This window comes from Kitasatospora sp. NPDC048286 (genome assembly GCF_043201735.1).
Classification (GTDB): domain Bacteria; phylum Actinomycetota; class Actinomycetes; order Streptomycetales; family Streptomycetaceae; genus Kitasatospora.
Genome location: NZ_JBICZE010000015.1, coordinates 59,738 through 74,815, shown reverse-complemented (window position 1 = coordinate 74,815; position 15,078 = coordinate 59,738). Strand labels below are relative to the sequence as shown.

Genomic DNA, 15,078 nt, shown 5'->3' with positions numbered 1-15,078 from the left:
GCTGCCCGACAGCCGGGCCGACTAGCGGTGTGAGGGGACGGCCTCCAGCAGCCCGTCCGCCTCCCGCTCCCGCCGCCACATCGCGTGCAGCCGCCCGTCCGGGTCGGCGACCAGCTCCGACCAGCGGCCCCGCTCGGCCACCCGTCCGCCGTCCAGCACCAGCACCTCGTCCACCGTGGCGTCGTCCAGCCCGGCCAGCCGGTGGGTGATCAGCACCGTGGTGCGGCCCTCGGTGGCGGCCAGCAGGTCGGCGGTGAGCGCGTCGGCGGTGGGCAGGTCGAGGTGCTCGGCCGGCTCGTCCAGGACCAGTACGGGGAAGTCCGCGAGCAGCGCACGGGCGAGCGCCAGCCGCTGGCGCTGGCCGCCGGAGAGCCGGGCGCCGTGTTCGCCGACCATGGTGTCCAGGCCGTCGGGCAGGCTCTCGGTCCACTCCAGCAGCCGGGCGGCGGCCAGCGCGGCGCGCAGTTCCTCCTCCCGCGCCTGCGGCCGGGCGAGCCGCAGGTTCTCCCGCAGCGAGCTGTCGAAGACGTGGGCGTCCTGGGCGCAGAGCCCGATCACCCGGCGGACGGACTCGCCCGCCAGCGCGCGGGCGTCCACGGCCCGGGGGCCGCCGTCGGCGAACCGCACCGTCCCCGCGCTCGGCTCCAGGAAGCGCAGCAGCGCCTGGGCGAGGGTGGTCTTGCCGGAGCCGGACGGGCCGACCACGGCGATCCGCCGCCCGGCCGTGAGGTCGAGGTCCACCCCGGTGAGCGCGTCCACCGGCTGCCCGGGGTGCCGGACGGTCAGTCCGCGCACCGCGACGGGCAGCGGCTGCTCGGGCAGCGCCGCCGGTTCGGCGGGCTCGGTGACCGGCTCCGGGGCGTTCAGCACCTCGTCCAGCCGGGCCCGGGCGGCGCGGCTGCGCTGGCGGGCCTGGACGGCGAGCGGCATCCCGGTGACGGCCTCGAAGGCGGCCAGCGGGGTCAGCACCACCACCGCCAGGCAGACCGGCGCCAGCGCCCCGTCGCGCACCCCCTGGACGCCGACGGCGGCCGCGGCGGCCACGGTCAGCCCGGTGAGCAGGGCGATCAGCCCGGTGCCGAGCGCCGTGGTGGCGGCCGAGCGGGCAGCCAGCCCGGTCAGCGCGGCGTCGGCGGTGCGGACGGCGGCCAGCCGACCGGGCAGCGCGCCGGCCACTGTCAGCTCGGCGGTGCCGGTGAAGGCGTCCACCACGGTGGTGGCCAGCCGTCCGCGTGCCGGGGCCTGGCGCCGCTCGGCGCCGGCCGACCAGCGGGCGGCCAGCGCGGGCACCAGCACGCCCGCGAGCAGCAGCCCGAGGCCGAGCACCAGCCCGGCGGCGGGCAGGAAGGCGGCCATCGCCACCGTCGAGGCCAGGCCGACCAGCCCGGCCACCGCGGCCGGCAGCCGCCAGCGCAGGTAGTGGTCCTGGATCGCGTCCACGTCGGCGACCAGCCGGGAGAGCAGGTCGCCGCGCCGGAAGGCGGGCAGCCCGGCCGGGGCGAGCGCGCTCAGCCGCCGGTAGACGGCGGCTCGCAGGGTGCCGAGGGTGCGCAGCACCGCGTCGTGCGAGACCAGCCGCTCGGCGTAGCGGAAGACGCTGCGGCCGATGCCGAAGGCCCGGACGGAGGTGACGGCCATCATCAGGTAGAGCACCGGCGGCATCTCGGAGGCCCGGGAGATCAGGTAGCCGGAGGTGGCCATCAGCGCGACGGCGCAGCCGAGGGCGAGCGCGCCGAGCAGGATCGAGAGTGCCAGTCGGGGGGTGCTGCCGCCCTCGGCCCCGGGCTCCTCCGCGGCGGCGGGGGCGGGGGTCGGGCGGCCGCTGTGGGCGAGCGGGGTGACCGGCTCCGCGGGCCCGGACAAGGGCCCCGCCAGCCGTACCCGCCGGTCCGCGACGGCCAGCAGCGCCGGTCGGTGCGCGACCACCAGCACGGTGCGCGCCGGGTCGGCGGCGAGCGCCCGGACGGCGTCCACCACGGCCTCCTCGGAGGCGCCGTCCAGGTTGGCGGTCGGCTCGTCCAGCAGCACCAGCGGCCTGTCGTCGGCGAGCAGCACCCGGGCGAGGGCGAGGCGCTGGCGCTGTCCGGCGGAGAGCCCGGCACCGTCCTCGCCCAGGACGGCCGCCAGGTCGGTCACGAAGTCGAGCGCGTGCGCGGCCCGCAGCGCCGTCCACAGCTGCTCGTCGGTGGCGTCGGGCCGGTAGAGCCGCAGGTTCTCGGCGACCGTCCCGGCGAACAGGTGCGGGTGCTGCGGCACCCAGGCGATCTGCCGCCGCCAGCTCTCCGGCTCCAGTTCGGCCAGGTCGTACGGACGGCCGTCGGCGGCGGTGATCCGGACGGTGCCGGCGGTGGGGGCGGTGAGGCCGAGCAGCACGGCCAGCAGGGTGGACTTGCCGGCGCCGCTGGGGCCGGTGAGCGCCGTGCTGGAGCCCGGGCGCAGGGTCAGTGCGGCGCCGTCCAGGGCGGGCTCGGTGCGCCCGGGGTGCCGGACGACCAGGCCGTCGGCGGCGATCACGGCGCCGGCGAGGTCCGGCGCCGGGGTGGTGCCGGCGGCGGGCAGCGGGGTCTCCAGCACCTGGAACAGTTCGTCGGCGGCGGTCAGCCCCTCGACGCTGGAGTGGTAGAGCGCGCCGACCTGGCGGATCGGGAAGTACACCTCGGGGGCGAGCACCAGGATCAGCAGCCCGGTTTCCAGGTCGAGCGTGCCGTCCACCAGCCGGAACCCGACGGTGACGGCGACCAGCGCGACGGACAGGGTGGAGAGCAGCTCCAGGGTGAAGGAGGAGACGAAGGCGATCCGCAGGGTGCGCAGGGTGGCCCGGCGGTAGTCGGCGGTGATCCGGGCGATGGTGGCGGCCTGGGTGCGGGCCCGGTTGAACACCTTGAGGGTGGGCAGTCCGGCGACCACGTCGAGGAAGTGGTGGGACAGCCGGGACAGGGTGTTCCACTGCCGGTCCATCCGGGACTGGGTGGCCATCCCGATCAGCACCATGAACAGCGGGATCAGCGGCAGCGTCCCGGCGATGATCGCGGCCGAGGTGAAGTCGGCGCCGACGATCCGCAGCAGCACGATCACCGGGACGACCACGGCCAGCGCCAGCTGCGGCAGGTACCGGGCGAAGTAGTCGTCCAGCGCGTCGATGCCGCGGGTGGCGAGGGTGGTGAGTTCGCCGGTGCGCCGGCCCGCCAGGTAGGACGGGCCGAGCGCGGTGGCGTGGTCGAGCAGCCGGCGCCGCAGGGTGGACTTCACCCGGGCGACGGTCCGGTGCGCGGTGAGTTCGGTGAGCCAGCCGACCAGCCCGCGCCCGACCGCCGTCGAGGCGAGCAGCAGCAGCGGCGTGGTCAGCTCGCCGAGCGTCGCCCCGCGCTGGAAGGCGCGGACGACGATCTCGGCGATCAGACTCGCCTGGGCGACCACCAGGGCCGCGCCGACCGCGCCGAGCAGCACGGATCCGGCGAGGAAGGCCCTGGTGGTGCGGGCGTACCCGAGGAGTCGGGGGTCGACGGGCTTCACGGCGTCAGCCCTGTTCGAGTTGGGCGGCCGGGTCGTGCCCGGGGATGTGCTGGACGCCGATCCGCTTGCGGAACACCCAGTACGTCCAGCCCTGGTAGAGCAGCACCAGCGGGGTGAAGATCGCCGCGACGACGGTCATCACCTTCAGCGTGTACGCCGAGGAGGACGCGTTGCTGACGGTCAGGCTCCACTCCGGGTTCAGGGTGGAGGGCATGACGTCCGGGAAGAGCGCCAGGAAGAGCATCGCGACCGCGGCCACGATGGTCACCCCGGAGAGCGAGAACGCCCAGCCCTCGCGCCGCAGTCGGTTGGCCGCGAGGGCACCGACCAGGGCGACCACCGCGACGATCATCGCGACGAGGCTGCGGCCGTTGCCGTGCTCGGCCTGGGTCCAGATCAGGAAGACCAGCGCCAGCGCGGCGGTGGCCAGCCCGGACATCAGCGCGGCCGTGCGGGCCCGCTCCCGGATCTCGCCGACCGTCTTGAGCACCGCGAACACCGAGCCGTGGAAGGTGAACAGGGCGAGCGTCACCAGGCCGCCGAGCAGCGCGTACGGGTTCAGCAGGTCCCAGAGGGTGCCGGCGTAGTTCTTCTGCGCGTCGATGTCCACGCCGCGCACGATGTTGGCGAAGGCCACGCCCCAGAGGAAGGCCGGGAGGAGGGAGGTCCAGAAGAGGGCCTCCTCCCAGTTCCGCTGCCAGCGGGCGCCGTCGTGCTTGTGCCGGTACTCGAAGGCCACGCCGCGGATGATCAGGCAGACCAGGATGACCAGCAGCGGGATGTAGAAGCCGCTGAAGAGCGTCGCGTACCAGTCCGGGAAGGCCGCGAAGGTGGCGCCGCCGGCGGTCAGCAGCCAGACCTCGTTGCCGTCCCAGACCGGGCCGATGGTGTTGATCAGCACCCGCCGCTCGGCGGTGTTGCGGGCCAGCGGCTTGAGCAGCACGCCGATCCCGAAGTCGAAGCCCTCCAGGAAGAAGTAGCCGATCCACAGGACCGCGATCAGCACGAACCAGACGTCGTGGAGTTGCATGTCAGATCCTCAGTTCCCCGGTGGTCCCGGCGCCTCAGTAGGCGAAGGCGAGCGGCTTGTCGGCGTCCTCGTCCGAGGACGGCCCGCGCAGCGACGGGTCCTTGGTGGGCGGCTGTTCGGTCACCACCGGGCCGGCCTTGGCGTACTTGACCAGCAGCTTGACCTCGACGACGGCGAGGATCGCGTACAGCGTGGTGAAGGTGGCCAGCGCCCCGATCTGGGTGCCGATGCCGACGGTGGGGGAGACCGCGCTGGCCGTGGTCATCAGGCCGAAGACGGCCCAGGGCTGGCGGCCCATCTCGGTGAAGATCCAGCCGAAGCTGTTGGCGATCAGCGGGAAGCCCATGGTCAGGATGCCGATCCGCCAGCTCCACTTGGTCAGCGTCGGCCCCAGCTCACGCCTGGGGGTGAGCATCAGCCTGGGCACCTCGGTCTCGCCGGTGCGGAACTCGGGGTGCAGGAAGAGCTTCTTCCGGGTGGTCCACAGGCCGATCAGGCCGGCCAGGAAGGAGGTCATCCCGAAGCCGATCATGAGGCGGAAGCCCCAGTAGGTCACGAAGATGCTCGGGATGTAGTCCCTGGGGTTGCCGCCGTGCTGAGCGGCCTCGGCCGCGGCGGTGTCGTTGATGCCGGGGACGGAGGAGCTGAAGTCGCTGTGGGCGAGGAAGGAGAGTATCCCGGGGATCTCCAGCTCGACCGAGTTGTGGCCCTTGCTGACGTCGCCGACCGCGAAGACCGAGAACGGCGCCGGCGCCTGGGTGTCCCACAGGGCCTCGGCGGCGGCCATCTTCATCGGCTGCTGCTCGAACATGACCTTGGCCAGGGAGTCGCCGCTGAGCGCGGTGCCGAGGCCGAAGACCACCGCGAGCACCAGGCCGAGCCGCAGCGAGGTGCGCATCGCGGCGGTCCGCTTCGGGTCGGCGGTCTCGGGCTTGCGCTTGGCCTTCCAGAGGTGGAAGGAGGCGATGCCGACGACGAAGGCCGCGCCGGTGAGGAACGCGGCGGTCAGGGTGTGGAAGACGACCACGAGGGTGGTGTTCTGGAACAGCACCCGGACGATGTCGGTGAGCTGGGCCTTGCCGGTGACCGGGTCGATCGCGTAGCCGACCGGGTGCTGCATCCAGGAGTTGGCGGCCAGGATGAAGTAGCCCGAGAGCACGGTGCCCAGCGACACCATCCACATGCAGGCACAGTGGATCTTCCTGGGCAGCTTGTCCCAGCCGAAGATCCACAGGCCGATGAAGGTGGACTCGAAGAAGAAGGCGATCAGCGCCTCCATCGCGAGCGGGGCGCCGAAGACGTCACCGACGAAGCGGGAGTAGTCGGACCAGTTCATGCCGAACTGGAATTCCTGGACGATGCCGGTGACCACGCCCATCGCGATGTTGATGAGGAAGAGCTTTCCCCAGAACTTGGTCGCGTGGAAGTACTTCTCCTTGTTCGTCCGTACCCAGGCGGTCTCCAGACCGGCAACGATCGCGGCCAGGCTGATCGTGAGCGGGACGAAGAGGAAGTGGTAGACGGTGGTGATGCCGAATTGCCATCGCGCGATGGTCTCGTGAGCGATTGCCAGTTCCACGTCGCCCTCTCTCCCAACCTGCCCGCGTGATGACGGGCATCTTCCGGACAAACTTCATCTATAGCCGTAGACCGTTGCGCAACCACGCAAGCTTGTCCGCTTGTGAACGTGAACACGTTCACAAGGAGCAGTATCCATCATCCTTACGGAGGAACTGCAGGTGGGGTGGGGTTGACAGCCGGTTGACGGCCCCGTGCGGTGCGTCACGGCCCGGGGGGGGGGGGCCCCCCCCGGGGGCCCCCCCCCCCGCCCCGGCCCCCCCCCCCCCGGGCCGGGGCAACGAACGACCGGGCGGATGGCCGGAAGTTGTTGGCCGAACCGGCGCTTGACAGGCGCCCGAGCCGGTCGCGCCCGCTCGATCTGCGTGCTAGGCGCGCGCTCCAGCTGCAGCGCTCTACGCCCTGACGCCCTGCGCCCTACGCCCGGCCGAGGAGCTCGGTGCCCGGGACGGAGTCGGCGCGGGCGGTGAAGAAGCCGGTGAAACCGGCCAGGAACTCCTCGCGGGTGATCCGCCCGTCCCCGTCGGTGTCCAGTCGGCGGAAACCGTGCGACAGCTCCGCCGGGTGCACCCGCGGCCCGCCGAACACCGCGCGGTACTCGTCGAACTCCAGGAAGCCGCTGCCGTCGGTGTCGGCCGCCGCGAACACCGCCCGCAGCGCGGGCAGCAGGCCGCGCTCCAGGTAGGCCTCGTCCCGGTCGCAGCCGGCCAGGGTGGCCGCCACGAACTCCTCCCGGCTGACCCTCCCGTCCCCGTCGGCGTCCATCACCGCGCGCAGCTGCTCCCACCAGCTGTCGAAGGCCTCGTACACCCGGGCCTCGCCGGCCTCGTCCAGCTCCAGCTGCCAGCACACGTTGTGCGCCATCGCCCGCAGGTCGTGCACGGTGATCGAGCCGTCGCCGGTCTGGTCCAGCACCTCGCGGAAGAAGCGGTCCAGCCGGGGCCCGCGGCCGTCCCGCCGCGGGTGGCTGCGCTTCGGGTGGCGGCGCTTCGGCCGGGACGGCTCCGGGGATCGGTAGCGCAGCCGGTCCGGGAGGCGGGGGACGACGGCGCCGGCGCCGCGGTGCAGCACGGCGGACAGCAGCGCGGCCCGCCGGGTGCGGACCAGTCCGAGCCGCTCCCGCACCGCCGGCGGCAGGTCCGCCACCGTCAGCTCGCGGATCACCGCGGCGACCACCAGCCGCACCGCCCGCCACCCCGCGTCGCCGAGGAACCGGAGCCGGCGCGGCCGCGGCGCCTCGCGCAGCAGATCGCCCAGCAGGTAGCGCGCCGCCTCGGTGAACTCCAGCCGCTCCCGGGCGTACCGGGCGAAGTAGGCCGGCAACTCCCCCGCGGTGCCGGGGATCTCGCCCTCGGGCAGGCCGAAGGCGGCGACCGCCCCGCGGAACTCCGCGTACGCCAGCTCCAACTCCCGCGCGTCGTACGGGTCCCCGCCCAGCCGGCGCATCGCGACCACACACTCGAAGAGCGTCAGCAGCACCCACGCCCTGGTCGCCGCGTCCCCGGCGTCGTACGGCCGCCCGTCCGGCCCCGCCCCCCGGATCCGCTTGTGCGCCCGCTCCAGCCGCGCGATCTCCCGGCGCAGCGTCTCCTCGTCCTGGTAGAACAGCCGCCGCCCGCTGCCCAGCGTGTGCTCCACCCGCCGCCACGGGTGCGCCCGGTACGTCGAGTGCTCCGCCATCCCCGCCGACACCACCGGGTCCGCCGCCTGCAGCACCAGCAGCCGCCAGGCGACCAGCGCGATCCGCCACTCCGACAGGTCCCGCCGGAACGAGGCGCCGCGGTCAGCCACGGTGCTCTCCGGTGATGTCGGGGCCGATCACGAAGCCCTTGGCGGGGCCCTCCGGGATCACGGCCTCCTTGCCGTAGGGAACCTTGGTCGAGGAGGCGTAGTCACGGAGCTTGGGATCAGGATCGGTGAGGACGGTCACGGCGCCGCCGCCGTCGTGGTCGTCGATGATCACGTACACCGGGATGCCGGCGGCGGCGTAGGCACGGCGCTTGAGGACGTGGCCACGACGGCGGTTCTCGGCGCCGGGGGAGACGGTCTCGGCGACCAGCGGGATTCCCGAGGCGAGCAGGCCCAGGCCCTCGGGGTGCTCGATCTCGTCGGTGTCGTCGGGCGCCACGAAGACGTCCGGAATGAGCACCTTGAGACCGGCGATGACGTTCCCGTCCTGCGCGGGCCCGTAGCCGCTACCGCTCAGGTGGTCGTGCAGGGCGCGCCCCAGCCGCCTGTTGACAGTGAGATGGCGAGTTCCGCCAGTGGGTGACACCGCGAGGTTCTCCTCGATGATCTCCAGGCGATAGCCCTCGGGCACATCTGCGGACTTCCACATCTCCCACAGCGCCTGGTCCAGGTCCACGCCGGTCTCCTCGACAGCAACCGCGCTCATCGGAACACCCCATTCCCCGTCCGGTGTGATCAGCCCGCGCGAGTCCGCACAAGCAATGGCTGGACGGTCGCACACGACCGGGGGGGCCGACCAGGTGAACGGGGCAGGTTCACTCGATCGGGGAGTTTGGGGGCCGGGAACGGCGGAACCGCAGGACGGGCCGGGGCCTGTCCTGCGGTTCCGGGGTGGTCGCGCCCTCCTCCCGAGTGGGCGCGAACGGGTGGGTCAGGAGGTGGTGCGGGTGGCCGGCTTGCGGCGGGAGACGTAGAGGGCGGCGGCGCCGAGGCTGAGGGCGAGGCCGGAGCCGAGGGCGAGGTACGGGGTGGCCGGGTCGGAGCCGGTGTCGGCGAGTTCGGTGGCCGAGCCGGTGGTGGCCCGGGTGGTGGTCGAGGCGGCCGACTTGTTCCCGGTGCCGCTGTCGGCGGTGGAGGAGGTCTTGGCAGTGCCGGTGGTCCTGTCCGAGACCGGGGTGACGGCGGCGGGCTTCTCCGCCGGCTGCTCCGCGGGCTGCTCGGCCGGCTTCTCGGTGGGCTGCTCGACCGGCTGCTCGGGGGCCGCCTTGGCGTCGGCGAGCGCCTGGTCCGCGGCGGCCTTGGCTGCGGCCGCGGCCTTGGTGGCCTGCTGCGCCTCGTGGAGCCGCCGGAACACCGCGACCCTGGCGTCGTCCATGGCGGTCCGCGCGGCGGTCACGGCGGCCTTGGCCTTCTCGTCCGCGGCGGAGGCCTCGTTGGCGGCGGCGTACGCCTTGGTCAGCCGCTCCCTGGCCGCGGGCAGTTCCTCGTCGGTGGCGAGGCGGTACGCCTCGGAGGCCGCCTCGGCCTCCTTCCGCGCGGCCTCCTTGGCGGCGGCGGCCTTCACCGCGGCGGCCTTGGCCGCCTGGTACTCGCCCAGGTAGGGCTGCGAGTCCTCGAGGAAGGCGGCGGACTCGGCCTGCACCTTGGCCTCGTTGGCGACGGCGGCCGTGTACGCCTTGGCGGCCTCGGCGGCGGCCCGCTCCAGTTCGGCGATCGAGCCGTTGTCGCTCCGGGTCTGCGCCGCCGACGCCGGCGACGCGAGGGCGGGGGTGGCGCAGAGCACGGCGGCGGGCGAGACGACGGCGGCGACGAGGGCGGCCGAGACCAGCGAACGGCGGAGGTTCACGATGACCCCTTTCGGGTCTAAAGCAAGGCAAAAGCCTTGACCCGGAGGAGTTCCGATGTCCGGGCAGCGCCGATCTTAGGCATACGCATTCTTGACGCTCCATGCCGGATTCCGGCAATGATCGGGCGACGAATCTTCCCGGTTCCCCGGGGAATTGACGAGTCGACAAATTCGCGGTCGATCCGGCCTCCCAAAACACCCGGATTCCCGACATTCGGGCGGAACGGAAGGAAATCCGGTCAGCGCTGGCGGGGGAGTTCGACGCGGAAGGTGGCGCCCTCCCCCGGGGCGGTGTGCAGGGTGAGGGTGCCGCCGTGGGCGCGGGTGAGGGCGGTGGCGATGGCGAGGCCGAGGCCGGCGCCGCCGCCGTTGTCGCGGCTGCGGGAGGGGTCGACCCGGAAGAAGCGGTCGAAGACCCGCTGGGCCTGCTCCTCGGTGAGGCCAGGACCGGAGTCCGCGACCTCCAGCAGGCAGATGCCGCCGGGGCCCGCGCCCACCCCGATCCGGACCGGGGTGCCGGCCGGGGTGTGCTTGACCGCGTTGCCGACCAGGTTGGTGACCACCTGCCGCAGCCGCGCCTCGTCACCGATGACGGGCGCGGCGCCGGGTGCGCCGATGCCGGCCGGGCCGGTGAGCGCGACCGGGCGGCTGGGGTCGAGGGCGGTGAGGTCGTGCAGCGCGTCGGCGGCGAGGGTGCGCAGGTCCATCGGGGCGAGGTCGAGCGGGCGCTCCTCGTCCAGCCGGGCGAGCACCAGCAGGTCCTCGACCAGGGCGCCCATCCGGTCGGCCTCGCTCTCGATCCGGGTCATGGTCCGCTTGACGTCGGCCTCGGTGGGCAGCGCGCCCATCCGGTAGAGCTCGGCGAAGCCGCGGATCCCGGCCAGCGGGGTGCGCAGTTCGTGCGAGGCGTCCGCGACGAAGCGCCGCATCCGGGCCTCGGATTCGGCGCGGGCCGCGAAGGCCGCCTCGATCTGGGTGAGCATCCCGTTGAGCGCGATCGACAGCCGGCCGACCTCGGTGCCCGGGGAGAGCTCCGGCATCCGGTGCGACAGCTCGCCGGCCGCGATCCGTTCGGCGCCCTCCTCGATCCGGCCCAGCGGCCGCAGTCCGGCCCGCACCGCGAAGAAGCCGAGCGCGGCGATCAGCACCAGGACGCCGCCGCCGATGGCCAGGAAGGAGGTGTTCAGCTTGCCGAGGGTGGCGTCGATGTCCTCGCGGGAGACGGCCACCATGACGTGGGTCGGGGTGACCGCCGGCGCGGCGTACGCGCTGGGGGCGGCGGCCTGCCCGCGGGGCGGCTGGAGCGGCAGCACCAGCACCCGCCAGCGGTGGTGGCCGCGCTGGTCGGGCAGGTCGAAGGGGACGTCGGGGGCGGTCCTGGTCGGGTCCAGCCCGGCCAGCTGGGGCGCCGGGTCGCTGTCCGAGACGGGCTGGCGCATCAGCGCCTGGACCTTGCCGTCCGAGGAGAGGTACTGCACCAGGTACTGGCTGGGCAGGCTGACCCGCCGGCCGGCGACGGCGGGCTTTCCGGCGGCCGGCGCGGTCAGCTGGCCCGGTGGCTTGCGGGAGAGCGGCGGCCCGTACCGCTGGAGCTGCTCGTCCAGCTGCTGCACCAGCTGGCTCCGTACGGTGCCGAGCACGAAGGTGTCGCTGACCACGAGCCCGGTGGTGACGAGCGCGAGCGCCAGCACCAGCAGCCGGGCGCGCAGCGACAGCCGGGAGGAGAACCGGGCGAGCACGGGCGGGCCGGTCAGCCCTGCGGGGGGCGGCGCAGGGCGTAGCCGATGCCGCGCACGGTGTGGATCAGCTTGGGGCCGTGCGCCGGGCCGGAGTCGAGCTTGCGGCGCAGGTAGGAGATGTACGACTCGACGATGGAGAGGTCCCCGCCGAAGTCGTAGGCCCAGACGTGGTCGAGGATCTGCGACTTGGAGACCACCCGGCCGACGTTGGCCATCAGGTAGTGCAGCAGTTTGAACTCGGTCGGGGAGAGCGAGACGGGGGTGCCGCCCCGGGTGACCTCGTGGGCGATCGGGTCGAGGCTGAGGTCGGCGACGACCAGCCGGCCGTCCTCGGCGGGCCCGCCGGCCCGGCGCAGGATGGCGCGGATCCGGGCGATCAGCTCCTCCAGGCTGAACGGCTTGGTGACGTAGTCGTCCGCACCGGCGGCCAGGCCCTGCACCTTGTCGCCGACGCCGTCCTTGGCGGTGAGGAAGAGCACCGGCAGGTGGTCGCCGGGGTGCCCGTGGGCCGGTCCGGCTATCTGTCCGCGGCTGGTGCGCTCGCGCAGCTTCTCGACGACGGTGAAGCCGTCGAGGTCGGGGAGCATCACGTCGAGGACGACCAGGTCGGGGCGCTCGGCGGCGACCAGTTCCAGCGCCTCGGTGCCGCTGGCGGCGGAGGCGACGCGGAAGCCGGAGAAGCGCAGCGAGGCGGAGAGCAGTTCGCGGATGTTGGGCTCGTCGTCCACGACGAGCAGAAACGCTTCGCCCTGGCCCCCGGCCACCGTGGAGCCGCCTGGTGTGGTGACAGTGCCTTGCACGGGGCTTTCGCCTCCCGGTCGGACGATGACGTTCAGCATGAGGCTAGCCCCCGGAGGCTATGCGGCATGGATGAATGTTGGATTAACACCTTATCGGTCGGTTTTTGGGCGAGAGACGCACAGGGGTGGGCTCGGTGGTGTGCGTACGGGCGTGAACACGTCCAGCGGGCGCGTGCCGGGCACGACGCGCCTCACTTCTGCGCCCCGCTCCCGCTCGGCCGCAGCCCGCTCCCGCTCGAACGCCCCTCCGTCCAGGGCCGGAGCTTCTCCGGGTTGCGCACCGCCCAGATGTGGGTGATCAGCCCCTCGGCGATCCGGAACGCGAACACCGTGACGGTGACGCCGTCCACCTGGGCGACCAGGCCGGGCCCGCCGTTGACGGTGCACTCCAGCAGCGTGATCCCGGGCGCGAAGCGGTCGGAGTCCAGGTGGGCGGCGGCGATCCGCTCCCGCCCGGTCAGCGGGTGCGGCAGCGCGCCGACCAGACCGCCGCCGTCGGCGATCACGGTGGCCTCCGGGTCCAGGACGCCCATCAGCGACCTGAGGTCCTTCGCCTCCCAGGCCCGCTTGAACTCCCGGACGACGCCGGCCTGCGCGCCCGTCGGCGCCGCCGGGGCCCGCCCGGCCCGGATCCGGCGGCGGGCGGAGGTGGCCAGCTGACGGCAGGCGGCCGGGGTGCGGCCGACGATCGCGGCCACCTCGGCGAAGGGGTAGCGGAAGACGTCGTGGAGGACGAAGGCGACGCGCTCGGCCGGGGTCAGGGCCTCCAGGACCACCAGGAACGCCATGCTCACCGACTCGTCCAGGGTGATCCGGTCCGCCGGATCCGTCCCCGGGCCGCCGGCGGGGTCCGTCCACTCCCGGCTGTCCGGCAGCGGCTCGGGGATCCACTCGCCCACGTAGCGCTCCCGCCGCACCCGGGCCGAGCCGAGCAGGTTGAGGCAGATCCGGCTGGCCACCGTGGTCAGCCAGCCGCCGGGCGAGACGATCGCCTCCCGCTCCCGCCGGGGCAGCGCGTACCAGCGGGCGTAGGTCTCCTGCACCACGTCCTCGGCGTCGGCCAGCGAACCGAGCATCCGGTACGCCAGGTTGGTCAGCCGGCGCTGCTCGCCCAGGATCGCGCCCGGGCCCGGCTCGGTCGTGGTGCCGCCCTCTGCTTCCCGCACCGTGTCCCACCCCTTCGCCTCGTTCGACTCGTTCGACTCGACGGTTCCCCGCTCCCCTTATGACAGGACGGCGGCCCGGAATGTGACACCTCCCCCGCGCCCCGCGCCCTTCGCCCGCGACCTCACAATCCGGGCGACTGTTCTGTCGTATCCGTCGCACCGGTCACACGGAACGGAGAACCCGATGAACGACTTCCAGGCGATCGCCGACCGCGTCGAGATCACGGCCCTGCAGGCCGAGTTCACCGACGCGGTGATGATGCGCGACCGCGCCCGCCTCGCCGCGCTGTTCACCCCGGACGGCGTGCTGCGGATGCCCGACGTCCCCGTCGAGCTGACCGGCCCGGAGCAGATCCGCGTCGGCGGCGAGAAGCTCCAGGAACAGTGGGACTTCTTCATCCAGAACACCCACCCGGGCGCGATCCGGATCGACGGCGACACCGCGACCGGCCGCGCCCACATGCATGAGATCGCCCGCCTGAAGAACGGCTTCCAGGGGCTCAACTACGCCGTCTACCACGACCGTTACCGGCGCACGGCGGACGGCTGGCGGTTCACCGAGCGGGTCTACGAGACCCGGTACCTGGACCGCAGCCCGCTGACCGGCGCGGCGCCGGGCCCGGCCGGCCCGGCCGGCCCGACCGACTCGACCGGTTCGACCGGTTCGGCGCCCGGCTCGACCCGTCCGGCCGCGTACACCGACCCTATGCACACCGACCCGACGTACACCGACCCGGCGCCGGCCGACCGCCTGGAGCGGGCGGCCGCCGCGCTGACGGCGAACGGCTTCACCGTCGAGTTGCTGGACGACGCCGCCGCCGCGCGCACCCGGGTCGCGGAGCTGATCCCGGCCGGCGCCACCGTCTTCACCGGGGCCGGCGAGACCCTCCGGCTCTCCGGCATCGAGGAGGACGTCAACGGCGGCGACCGCTACCGGGCCGTGAAGCCCCGCGCGCTGGCCATGGACCGGGCCACCGAGGCCGACGACATCCGCCGGACGGTCGCCACTCCCGACGTCGCGCTCGGCAGCGTCGCCGCCGTCACCGAGACCGGCGCCCTGGTCGTCGCCTCGGCCACCGGCAGCCAGCTGCCCGGCTACGCCGGTGGCGCCGGGCGGGCGATCTGGGTCGTCGGGGCCCAGAAGGTCGTCCCGGACCTCCCCGCCGCCCTGCGCCGCCTGGAGCACCACGTCCTCCCGCTGGAGTCCGCCCGCGCCCGCGCCGCGTACGGCCGGCCGAGCGCCGTGAACCAGCTCCTGGTGCTCAACGCCCCGGCCCGGCTCACCCCGGGGACCGTGCTGCTGCTGCGCAAGGCCATCGGCTTCTGAGGGGCGGAATCCCTCCGTTTCCCCCTGCTATGATTTGTGTCGAGGCGAAGGCAGTGCTTTCGAGCAATTGCCCGGCCCGATCATTTCGGTGGTCATAGCGTGAGGGAAACGCCCGGTCACATTCCGAACCCGGAAGCTAAGCCTTACAGCGCCGATGGTACTGCAGGGGGGACCCTGTGGGAGAGTAGGACGCCGCCGAATTCTTCTTACGGCCCCTGCCGTGTCCGACAGAGACACGGCAGGGGCTTTTTTCATTTCCCGGCATTTCCTCTGCCATTTCGCTTTCCCGCTGCCCCTCGCGCCGCGGCGCACGCTCCGGCGCATCCGGCATGTGAGACATCAGGTCCCGGAAGAGCCGCTTTGCGGGGATCTGAGAGGATGGCGAACGTC

At 73.2% G+C, this 15,078-nt stretch carries 10 protein-coding genes and 1 rRNA gene; 2 read left to right on the top strand and 9 right to left on the bottom strand.

What is annotated here, in order from left to right; genetic code table 11:
- Nucleotides 1-21: 21 nt before the first annotated feature.
- The 9 genes from cydD to sigJ form a co-directional block, all read right to left on the bottom strand.
- Entirely contained in the window at nt 22-3,513 is a 3,492-nt protein-coding gene (gene cydD / locus ACGF13_RS31185; RefSeq protein ID WP_392881556.1) for a thiol reductant ABC exporter subunit CydD, read from the bottom strand.
- A gap of 4 nt (nt 3,514-3,517) precedes the next feature.
- On the bottom strand, nt 3,518-4,543 hold the full coding sequence (gene cydB, locus ACGF13_RS31180) for a cytochrome d ubiquinol oxidase subunit II (protein ID WP_392881554.1): 1,026 nt from the start codon (nt 4,541-4,543) through the stop codon (nt 3,518-3,520).
- Between the two features lie 34 nt (nt 4,544-4,577).
- Nucleotides 4,578-6,122, bottom strand: a complete 1,545-nt coding sequence (locus ACGF13_RS31175) for a cytochrome ubiquinol oxidase subunit I (protein WP_392881553.1) — start codon at nt 6,120-6,122, stop codon at nt 4,578-4,580.
- A 416-nt stretch (nt 6,123-6,538) separates the two neighbouring features.
- Nucleotides 6,539-7,912: an oxygenase MpaB family protein gene (locus ACGF13_RS31170; RefSeq protein ID WP_392881550.1), complete on the bottom strand. Its 1,374-nt coding sequence runs from the start codon at nt 7,910-7,912 to the stop codon at nt 6,539-6,541.
- Entirely contained in the window at nt 7,905-8,516 is a 612-nt protein-coding gene (locus ACGF13_RS31165) for a Uma2 family endonuclease (protein ID WP_392881547.1), read from the bottom strand. The genes ACGF13_RS31170 and ACGF13_RS31165 overlap by 8 nt, the downstream gene beginning before the upstream one ends.
- A gap of 225 nt (nt 8,517-8,741) precedes the next feature.
- On the bottom strand, nt 8,742-9,656 hold the full coding sequence (locus ACGF13_RS31160; RefSeq protein WP_392881544.1) for an LAETG motif-containing sortase-dependent surface protein: 915 nt from the start codon (nt 9,654-9,656) through the stop codon (nt 8,742-8,744).
- 239 nt (nt 9,657-9,895) lie between these two features.
- A complete protein-coding gene (locus tag ACGF13_RS31155) occupies nt 9,896-11,395 on the bottom strand; it encodes a sensor histidine kinase (RefSeq protein WP_392881542.1) in 1,500 nt (499 codons plus the stop codon).
- Nucleotides 11,396-11,406: 11 nt separating this feature from the next.
- On the bottom strand, nt 11,407-12,195 hold the full coding sequence (locus tag ACGF13_RS31150) for a response regulator transcription factor (RefSeq protein ID WP_392881539.1): 789 nt from the start codon (nt 12,193-12,195) through the stop codon (nt 11,407-11,409).
- 191 nt (nt 12,196-12,386) lie between these two features.
- Nucleotides 12,387-13,361, bottom strand: coding sequence for an RNA polymerase sigma factor SigJ (sigJ, locus tag ACGF13_RS31145; RefSeq protein ID WP_392881536.1), 975 nt, complete (start codon nt 13,359-13,361; stop codon nt 12,387-12,389).
- 184 nt (nt 13,362-13,545) lie between these two features.
- Here sigJ and ACGF13_RS31140 point away from each other — a divergent pair, with 184 nt between their 5' ends.
- Both ACGF13_RS31140 and rrf read left to right on the top strand, forming a co-directional pair.
- Nucleotides 13,546-14,688: a nuclear transport factor 2 family protein gene (locus ACGF13_RS31140; RefSeq protein ID WP_392881534.1), complete on the top strand. Its 1,143-nt coding sequence runs from the start codon at nt 13,546-13,548 to the stop codon at nt 14,686-14,688.
- A gap of 84 nt (nt 14,689-14,772) precedes the next feature.
- Nucleotides 14,773-14,889: ribosomal RNA gene (gene rrf, locus ACGF13_RS31135) — 5S ribosomal RNA — on the top strand.
- The last annotated feature ends 189 nt before the right edge of the window (nt 14,890-15,078 follow it).